The sequence below is a fragment of the Actinomadura meyerae genome (assembly GCF_900188445.1).
Classification (GTDB): domain Bacteria; phylum Actinomycetota; class Actinomycetes; order Streptosporangiales; family Streptosporangiaceae; genus Spirillospora; species Spirillospora meyerae.
Window position 1 is genome coordinate 1 of record NZ_FZOR01000078.1, and the last position, 8,619, is coordinate 8,619.

An 8,619-nucleotide genomic window follows, 5' to 3' on the forward strand; every position below is an offset into this window, starting at 1 on the left:
GAGGCTTCAATCGCTTTCACGAACTCCACATGGACCTGCGACGCCTGTGGATATGTGGATAACACCCTGACGGTCAGGCTAATTTAACGGCATTGTTGCCTGGTTCACACGACTCCGGATGAGGTGGCAGGCTATGAACGTCTACACGACCGTCTCCGGCAGGCGACACTGCCCGCCCTGGAGAGCCTCTCTCTTCTGACGGACACGGCCGACCGGCTGAACGAACAGGCAGGCCCGTAACGTGAAGCAGCAGTACAGCGGCTGGCGCAAGTCGAGTCACAGCGTCCCGGACTCGAACTGCGTGGAAGTGGGCCGCTCCCCCCATGGTCTCATCGGCGTACGCGATACCAAGGAAGGCGGCACTGGCCCCGTCCTGGACTTCACCCCCCGCGAGTGGGCCGCGCTCATGCACGCCCTCCGCTCCCCAGACTCCTGACAACCGAGCCACGGCCGGACCCGCGTTGAGTTCGGGGTCCGGCCGCTGCTGTTGCACCCAAGCGGCCACTACACGCCAGCGGACAGGTGGTGGCTTGCAAGGCCGGCACGGGGCGATTTCACACAGGCTGGTGATCGTCGCCGTGTACAGGAGCGGAAGCGCGGTCTTCCTGCTTGGGAAGGCCCATAGACCGACCAGGCGCAAGAATTGCCAGCTCAGACGTACCATGTCCACATGAATCTGTCGCTGATCACGCGCGAGGCGGTCCTGGCCGCGATGGCTGAGTGTGATCACGTCGGCCGGGACCGGTTCCTGGAGATATACGGCTTCGAGCGTGCCCGTCGATACGTCCTCCGTCATGACGGTGTGCATTACGACTCCAAGGCCATCATCGGAGTGGCCCACCGCTACGTGACAGGGCATCCGCTAACCGCAGGCGAGTTCTCCGGGGGGCGGCGGACGGTAGGACGCCTCCTCACGCGCTTGGGCTTCGACGTGGTCACGGATGGGCCGCGTTAGCCGCCGATGGGTGGCGTGTTCGGAGCTCAGGATCATGGGCCGTCCGTGGTGGGCGAGGCCGAAGGTGTATTGGCGGGCTTTACGGCCAGATCCGGAGATGTAGCCGAAATGGGTGACAAAACCCGGAAGGAGAGTGAGTGGTCCGGTTCAACCGATCTCTTCGGCAAGTACGCGTTCCAACGCGGTGAGAAGTTTTTCACCTGGCTCGACGCCCCCAGAGGGTAGTTCCTCGATGTCGGCCATGAAGGCGTCCTCGGCTGCTTGGATCCGGTCGGAGTGTTGGTCATGACGATGCCGCGAGCAGCGCGGCGCGATCGAAGCGGGCGATGAGGCTTGTTTTCCGGTGGTGCTTTCGGCGCAAATGCATTAGTCGTGTGTTGAACTCCTGGTGGAGGCCGGCGCGGCCGGCGATGGTCTGCAGGTCTTTGAGGAGTTCGACGGCCGCGTCGTAGTCGGCCGGTTTGCGGGCGTCGATCAGTTCGTCGACGCGTGCCCAGGTGATTTCCGGGGCGCGGGCGATGGATTCGAGTCTCTTTTCGCGGGCCGCCGCGCGCTGTTGCTCGCGGCGGGCCTCCTGCTCCGCGCGTGCCGCCTCGGCTTCGCGTTCACGCTCGTGGCGGACTTCGGCGGCGGTGTCCAGCAACTCGGCCACCGTGCGCCGGGGACGGTCGTCCCTTCCGGCGTCGGGTTCGCCGCGGAAGCGGCGGAGTAGCTCCATCTGGACCTGGGGCCCCTGACCTTGCGCGACTCGGAGGAGGAAGGCCTTCCCCTCCCTCACCGGCAGCTCCTCGATCCATTTCGCAAGTTGTTCGGCGTCGTCCTTGGCCTCGGCCAGGGGCGGGCTCGTCTGGGCGGCGACCTGAAGGAGATCGGAGTCGAGGCGGAGGAAGTCGGCGAGGGCACGCTGGGGAGCGGTCAGGGAACGCAACCCCGCGGGTACCGGCGGCTCGAGTTCGTCGCCCTCGTCCTGGTCGAAGGCGTCCTCATCGCGTTCCCAGGTTCCGTAGGCGGCCAGCCAGGCGAGGTAGAGCGGACGCAGGTCCCCGGCGGCGAGTTCGGTGCGGACTCCGACGATCGCCGACAGGGAGTCTTCGGCGCCCTCGATCCAGTCGCCGCCCTCATCCTCGCTGGTCAGGTCGAGGATGAGATGCTCGTCGGAAACCTCTGCGGTGACGTAGGGGTCGATGCAGTACCGCTCGGCGACCTTGAGGGGGAGCAGCGTGCGGGGAACGCGAAGCATCACCTGGTGGGTGCCCCAGTTGGCGACGTACAGGTGGGCGTCGTAGTAGCGCCGCATCATCGTCCGCGGACTACCCCGGAAATCACCCCAGTGGTATTCGTTCGTGAAACTGGTGGCGGTGATCCGTGCCCGAGTGGACAGAGCACGGACTTCGGCCTGCTGCCGCTCGTCCAGGGGCTGGTCGACGGCCAGGAACTCGTAGTACTGGTATTCGCTCATCTTCGTTCGTCGTCAGCGGGCCCAAGTGTCAGTAGGCGTCGATCCATTCGGCGCCCGCCTGGGGCGCGGTGTTGGCATCGGCACGATCACATGCTCTTCCAGCAGGCAATGAACGCGGCGTGCTGATCGAGCTCGTCGTAGGCGTCGACGAGTGCCTGCTCGACCAGGGCATCCAGTTCGGCATCGCTCAGGCTGGTCACCCTGGTCAGGGTAGTGAGGCCGAGCTGAGGATGTGAGATTTCGCCCGATCCGACGGCAGCTGTCCCGACACCGACGGCCATGCCCATGACCGGTACCACTGCCGCGGCCTCATTCTTCGTGAAGGCAAATCTGGATCGCGTGAAGACCGCCTGCGAGTCGGGCGGCAAGCAGTCGCACTTGAGAGGCGGCTCGGCTGCTCGTTGTCCTGGCGGCAGCCGAGGCACGGACGCAGCTGATAGGCGGGCTGTCATTGCGGCGGCGTTAGGGTTACATATTCGTTCTCGCCCGAAGTGCATTCCTGCCATATGAGCCAAAACGGCAGATCTTGGACGGCCGCGAGAGCCGAAACTCATTGACAGTAATTCGCGTGCGCTGCCAGCATTGCAGGTCGTGACGGGGGTCTTGGCTCGACAATTGCCAGGAGGCAGTACATGGGACAGCAACATCGGGGGTCTACGGCGGGTCTGAAGCGGAGGCTGCTCGCCGTGGGTGCCGTGGCCGTCATGGGGGTCGCCGGCTTCGCGACGACCGCGGATGCGGCGGCGGCGCCCGTCCGTCCTCCGGTACCGAAGAAGTCCAAGGTCGACTTCTCGACCCATTCCAAGGCCTACGGCAGGAGGGTCATCCACTGCGAGATCCGCTTCATCGGTGCCCACGGCGGTATCCCGCACAAGTCCGGTCACGTGCACGGCACGATCAACGTCCGTACCGGCGTGACCTGCTCTCAGCCGATCCGGATGATCCGCGGGAAGGTCGGCCTCTTCAGCAACCGCGGGAGCAAGATCAAGGCGTTCGGCAGCACCGGGGCTCGCACGGCCAAGGGCAACGCCGCGCTCGTCTGCAGGACCGGCAGGTACCACGGCGAAGCGGTCGCGACCCTCTACGCGCCTCCCGGATACTCGCCCAGGACCGTCACCGTCGGGAAGAAGACCCCGACGGTCTCGATCCACTGCTGACGCGGATCACCGGTTGAGCTCGTCGCTGTCCGCCCACACCGGATCGGTCGCCTCGACCGGGACGGCTTCCAGGCGCTCATCGGCCAGTATTTCGGCTACGAGTGCTGCGGTGCCTCCGAGGTAGGTGGAGTCCAGATCCGTTTCCGTCGTCACGCACCATGCTCGGTCGTCCGGCCAGAACAGGTTGGGTGACTGCGGACGGAGGGGCATCGCGAGTTCGCCGGCGGCGTCGAGAGGGCCCTCGAGTAGGAGATATGCGCGTTCTGGCAGCTCCACTCGGGGGCCTTCGGCGACCGCAGGCGGGATTGCAGGCGCGAGAACGTCGGGCTCCCACTCCTGGGCCGTGCCCGCGTCTGGCGTAAACGTGGCGGTGGCCCCCGCGGGCGCCGGGTCGTAGTAGCCGTCCGAGACGCAGAACCAGCAGCGACCAGGTGTTTTGGTGTGTCTGGCGAGGACGTCGCACAGTGCCGTCAGGAGCTCCGGTGTCAGCGATCCGGGGTCGGGGTCTTCCACCCATGGACGTGCACTGGTCGTCCGTGGAACCCGTCCGGCCAATGCCTGGAACTGCACCCGCGGATGGACCACGCCACCCGACCAGGCAGCCACCTGTGCCCAGGTCACTGCGCTGCCGTCGGCCGCGTAGGCGGGATGCAGGATCCGCGCGTACGCCTCGAAGCCGTGCGGCACCAGACCGCCCACCCCGGACCCGAAGGGGCCCACACCTGCGACCACCCAATCGGCCGGCGCCACATCAGCGCTTGGAGAAAGCCGTGAACGTCGAGCCATCACCCGAACCTCCGATCAAGCATCTCCCCGTCCCCCCGTCTCCGCACAGTACGTCGCGTGCACGCGGCACCTGTCCACGTACGCACCATGTTTGAGCTAGACACCTACAAGTCTGCCCAGGGAGTCGGGATTCTTCTCGAAATCTGATGCATCGTGAGTGAGAGGCAGGCCCTTTTAGACTCGCAATCGTCTTATAACCGGGCATAGCATGCACACGTGGATCTATCGGTAATCACCCGCGAGGCGGTGCTCAGCGCGATCGCCGAGTGCGACGAGATGGGGCGTCGCTCTTTCCTCGATCACTATGGTTTTGAGCCCGCCCGCCGGTACTTCCTTCATCACGATGGCGCTTACTACGATTCCAAGGCCATCGTGGGCGTGGCTTACCGTTATGTGGCCGGGCGGCCGTTGTCCGCAGGTCAGTTCTCCGGCGGCCGTCAGACCGTCGGACGGCTCCTCAAGAGCCTGGGGTTCGAGGTGGTCAACGAGGAGTCAACCTCGCCTCGGCGGCGTTTGATCGCGGTCCTTGAGACGCTGCGCATCGCCAGCACTCCTGATGGGCCCGCGCGACATCAGCCGATCACTCTGCTTTGGGCGTTCGGGCGGGCAGCGCATCGCCGTCCACGGCTTATGCAGTGGCGAGAAGCTCATGCGGAGTTGCGTGGCCTCATGCGCGAGTACGGGCAGCCCAGTTCAAGACCGACTCCCGAGTTCCCCATCGTTGCACTGGAACGTACGGATCTTTGGGAGCTGTCCGGGCACTCTGGAGCCGTCCCAGCGGCTCATGGAGAAACGATCGTCTGGCTTGAGGAGCAAGAACCCCACTGTGGCCTTACCGCTTGGGCGTATGAACTCGTCGCTTCTAGCGAACCCGCGCGAAGTGAGGCCGTTGCGGCTCTCGGCGCGCGATTCTTCGGAGGTGCCGTTCCGAAGGACTTGCTGGTGGAGGTCGGCCTGTATGGAGAGGGACGTCCTGCCACTGCGGCCTCGGCCGACTCGAGTCCGTTGGAGGTCTACCAGCGTCTCTGCTGGACGATCGAGGACGCCGAAGCGCGCGGCGACCACGATCGCACCTCGACGACCACCCGCGAGCAGCCTGTGCGCTCTGCGGCCGCCGTCAAGGCCGTGCTCATCCGAAGCGCCGGCCACTGCGAGAACCCGCTGTGCACCGGAGAACCGAACGACGTGAACCGGGACGGCGACCCGATCCTCGAGGTCGATCACGTCCAGGACCGCGCACAATGGGGCCGTGATCACCCGATTCAGATGATCGCCCTCTGCCCCAACTGCCACGCCGTCAAGACGAGGGGCCGATCTCGGGAGCAGCTGCGGAAACTGCTCCTGAAGGAAGCTCAGGCGAGGCACGGTGCTTGGATAGGCCAAGCTTGAATCGGCATCCGGGTTACTACGCGTCCACTGCCGTCAACGCCGTTTCACCGGGCGTGGGCCAGCGCCCGTGCACCCCTTAGAAGGACGCGTCGGCACCCTGCCGCAAGACGGCAGAGGAGGTCGTCTTGACGAACCTTCTCCGTCAGGTTGGTGGAGCGCACTGAGCTCGGTGTAGAGGACGCCTGCTTCCCTGGCACGTCCCAGGTGCCATGCAGCGTCCTAAATGGAGGTGTCGGCGCTTGGCGTTGAGCGGGACGGTCCTCGTCCGAGAACACAGAGCGTTCGATGATGGCGTCGATGCGTTGCGCGAGGTCAAAAGCGGTCTTTGCCTCGACCAGCTGATCGGGTAGCAGCGCCCAGAGAGAGCCGGTGTATTCGCCCCACCAGCAACTTAGGCCGGGGTACCGTCGCCGGCTCGTTGACTGCTCGATCGAGATCGACCTCTTCCATCAGAGCGGATGTCGACCCGACAGGTAGATGTCGAGAAGTCGTGAATGGTCGGGTGGCCTGCTCATAGGGGGTCACGGTGTCGTCTCCAGAGCGAACGCCGTGAGGGCGTTCGGCAGGTGATGGAAGGCCAAGGCGGTGCGACGAGGCATCGTGCGGCCGGTGAAGCCGGGGGGACAGTCACCGGCCGCACGACGCACCGGCCGGAACGGCCGGTGAAGAGTGCGCGCCCCTGGGGTGCGGGTGCGCACTCTGGGCTCAGCGGTTGATCAGCGCCCAGGCGGCGTGGCCGTCGACGCCGTCGTATTGACCGGTCTCGTCGGCGTAGGCCTCCGCGAGAATCAGTCCGCGGCCGTGTTCCGCCGGATCCGCTTCTTGGTCGATGCCGGGACCGGGACCGTCGTCCACCACGGTGAGGCACGTCCGTCGGCTGCTGACGGAGAGTTCAGCCCTGATCCGGCCACCGGGAGCCCCACTGGCCGAATGCCACAGCGCGTTCGTGCCGTACTCGGTCACGATCAGCTCGAACGCCTCGCTCACTACCGACGCGTCGGCGAGGACCAGGCCGACCCAGCGACGCAAGAAGGGGATCGCGGGGGTGACGCCGGGGACGTCAATGCGCCACAGGCGATCGCGCCTGTCGACTTCGATGGCATTTCGCGAGGTCAGTGCCATCGGCCCACCCGATGCGCCAGCCGGGCTCGGCACGACGGACAGGGTGTCGCCACACGCCGTCCCGGGTTCCCCGGACGGCCCTTCGGGGCTCTGGAGGCGGGGCGCCGGCAGCGCTCTCGAAGCTATCCTCATGCATACCTCCCTTTCGAGGGTGAGGCGCGCGGCCGGGCGAGGTCTCCAATCCAGAGCCCGGCCGCGCTATGACCAGCGGCGCGACAGCCGCTTACCCGTTACCGATGAGCTCCATCGAACTCATCGGCTGTTGGCACGAGCCGCCCCACCGCCGCATCCACACTGTGACGAGATGGTTGCAGTGTGTTGCCAGGTCATCATGACTCTGTACTGTTCATGATCACAATGACTTTGCCGTTATCGCGCAGAGGTTGCCGCAAGGCGCTGCTCCGACGCGGCGAGGAAGGCAGACTTCCGCTCATGGTCCAGCCACACAGTCCAACGGTTCGTGGTCGTCGTCTCGCCAGAGAGTTGCGCGAACTGCGCGAGCATGCCGATCTACGCCCAGAGGAGGCAGCCCAGCGGCTGGGCTGGAGTCGCCAGAAGGTCATGCGGATCGAACGGGCCCTCACCAAGGCCAGCAGCAACGACCTCAACGCGGTGCTGGATCTCTACGGCGTCACCAGCCCTCAACGCGACGCCTTGCTGCGACTCGCCAAGGACGCGTGGAAGCGTGGCTGGTGGACGGCCTACCGCGACATCTTCGCTGGGACTTACCTCTCCCTAGAGGATGAGGCGTCCCAGATCCGCGAATGGCAACCGCAAGTCGTGCCTGGCCTGCTCCAGACTCCCGAGTACGCGAGGGAAGTCGTGACGGCGTTCACCTCTGATGATGGGGACATCGAGCGCCGAGTTGCCGCACGCATGACAAGGCGGTCGATCCTGAGCCGCCCCAACGCGCCAAGGCTTCACGTGGTCCTCGACGAGGCCATCCTGCACCGCAGGATGGGCAGCGCCGACATCATGCGAGCCCAGCTCGACTCCCTACTCGCCGACTCCCGCCGTCCTCACGTGGAACTCCAGGTTCTCCCGTTCCAGCAGGGACGGCATCCTGGCCTCAACGGTGGCTTCGTCGTCCTCAGCTTCGAGGTCGGCATCGACCCCGACATCGCCTACCTTGAAACGCCGGGCGGCGACATCTACCTGGAGTCCGAAGCCGACGTTGCCCGTCGTAGGGTGGTCTTCGACCAACTATCCGAAATGGCCATGTCTCCAGACGAGTCGAAGGTACGTATCGAGCGTGCCGCAAAGGAGATCAAGGATGGCTGAAGCCCCCCGTCTTGAGTGGCGTCGCTCCTCCTACAGCACCAGCGGCGAGAACTGCGTAGAAGTCACCTACGTGGCGCCGGAGGTCGCTCTCCATGGCCGCTGCTACGCGGCCGTGCGGGACTCTAAGAATCCGGACGGTCCCATGCTTGTCTTGGAAGGTCGCGCCTGGCGGGAGCTCAGGCATCAGATCAAAGCCGGAGCTTTTGACCGCAGGTGAGCGCCGGCCGGGGGCTTAGCCTCGATCCACCGATGGTGTATCGAGGTCGATCTCTCGGTCTTTTCGGGAGGACGGTTGAGTTGTCGGCCGCCCGCGGGCAGGGGTGATCGGCTGGTCTGCCCAGCTTTTCCACGTGTTCGGTTCCGGTCGGGCCCGCTCGGGCGGTGGATAACGGCAGGTCAGCGGCTGTCGGGTGGGGCGTGGAGGGTGGTGAACAACTGCCGCCAGGCGTCGGCCCAGGGCCAGTTGCGGG

10 protein-coding genes are annotated in these 8,619 nt (G+C 65.5%); 6 read left to right on the forward strand and 4 right to left on the reverse strand.

Annotated elements, in window-relative coordinates:
- Positions 1 to 241: 241 nt before the first annotated feature.
- Positions 242 to 436, forward strand: a complete 195-nt coding sequence (locus tag CHF16_RS38630; protein WP_089331162.1) for a DUF397 domain-containing protein — start codon at positions 242 to 244, stop codon at positions 434 to 436.
- Between the two features lie 234 nt (positions 437 to 670).
- Complete coding sequence (locus tag CHF16_RS38635) at positions 671 to 955, forward strand: ScoMcrA-related endonuclease (RefSeq protein WP_179271925.1); 285 nt, start codon at positions 671 to 673, stop codon at positions 953 to 955.
- A gap of 147 nt (positions 956 to 1,102) precedes the next feature.
- On the opposite strand, the gene CHF16_RS40750 is transcribed toward CHF16_RS38635, so the two are convergent.
- Positions 1,103 to 1,198: an NUDIX domain-containing protein gene (locus CHF16_RS40750; protein WP_179271926.1), complete on the reverse strand. Its 96-nt coding sequence runs from the start codon at positions 1,196 to 1,198 to the stop codon at positions 1,103 to 1,105.
- Between the two features lie 40 nt (positions 1,199 to 1,238).
- Complete coding sequence (locus tag CHF16_RS38640) at positions 1,239 to 2,414, reverse strand: hypothetical protein (RefSeq protein WP_089331163.1); 1,176 nt, start codon at positions 2,412 to 2,414, stop codon at positions 1,239 to 1,241.
- A gap of 686 nt (positions 2,415 to 3,100) precedes the next feature.
- Between CHF16_RS38640 and CHF16_RS38650 the strand changes: the two genes are divergently transcribed.
- The gene (locus CHF16_RS38650; protein ID WP_218827040.1) at positions 3,101 to 3,571 is read left to right on the forward strand and encodes a hypothetical protein; all 471 of its coding nucleotides are present in this window, start codon (positions 3,101 to 3,103) and stop codon (positions 3,569 to 3,571) included.
- 6 nt (positions 3,572 to 3,577) lie between these two features.
- Here CHF16_RS38650 and CHF16_RS38655 read toward each other — a convergent pair whose 3' ends face one another.
- Positions 3,578 to 4,270 carry a hypothetical protein gene (locus tag CHF16_RS38655; RefSeq protein WP_218827041.1) on the reverse strand — a complete coding sequence of 231 codons (693 nt, stop codon included), beginning with the start codon at positions 4,268 to 4,270 and terminating at the stop codon, positions 3,578 to 3,580.
- 303 nt (positions 4,271 to 4,573) lie between these two features.
- On the opposite strand from CHF16_RS38655, the gene CHF16_RS39955 reads away from it, so the two are divergent.
- On the forward strand, positions 4,574 to 5,746 hold the full coding sequence (locus CHF16_RS39955) for an HNH endonuclease signature motif containing protein (RefSeq protein ID WP_143228340.1): 1,173 nt from the start codon (positions 4,574 to 4,576) through the stop codon (positions 5,744 to 5,746).
- Between the two features lie 705 nt (positions 5,747 to 6,451).
- On the opposite strand, the gene CHF16_RS38665 is transcribed toward CHF16_RS39955, so the two are convergent.
- Complete coding sequence (locus tag CHF16_RS38665) at positions 6,452 to 6,868, reverse strand: ATP-binding protein (protein WP_179271927.1); 417 nt, start codon at positions 6,866 to 6,868, stop codon at positions 6,452 to 6,454.
- Positions 6,869 to 7,300: 432 nt separating this feature from the next.
- Here CHF16_RS38665 and CHF16_RS38670 point away from each other — a divergent pair, with 432 nt between their 5' ends.
- Both CHF16_RS38670 and CHF16_RS38675 read left to right on the forward strand, forming a co-directional pair.
- Positions 7,301 to 8,149, forward strand: coding sequence for a helix-turn-helix domain-containing protein (locus CHF16_RS38670; RefSeq protein ID WP_089331168.1), 849 nt, complete (start codon positions 7,301 to 7,303; stop codon positions 8,147 to 8,149).
- Positions 8,142 to 8,366 (forward strand): DUF397 domain-containing protein, encoded by a 225-nt coding sequence (locus tag CHF16_RS38675; RefSeq protein ID WP_089331169.1) that lies wholly within the window; start codon positions 8,142 to 8,144, stop codon positions 8,364 to 8,366. Before CHF16_RS38670 ends, CHF16_RS38675 begins: the two co-directional genes overlap by 8 nt.
- Positions 8,367 to 8,619: the final 253 nt, after the last annotated feature.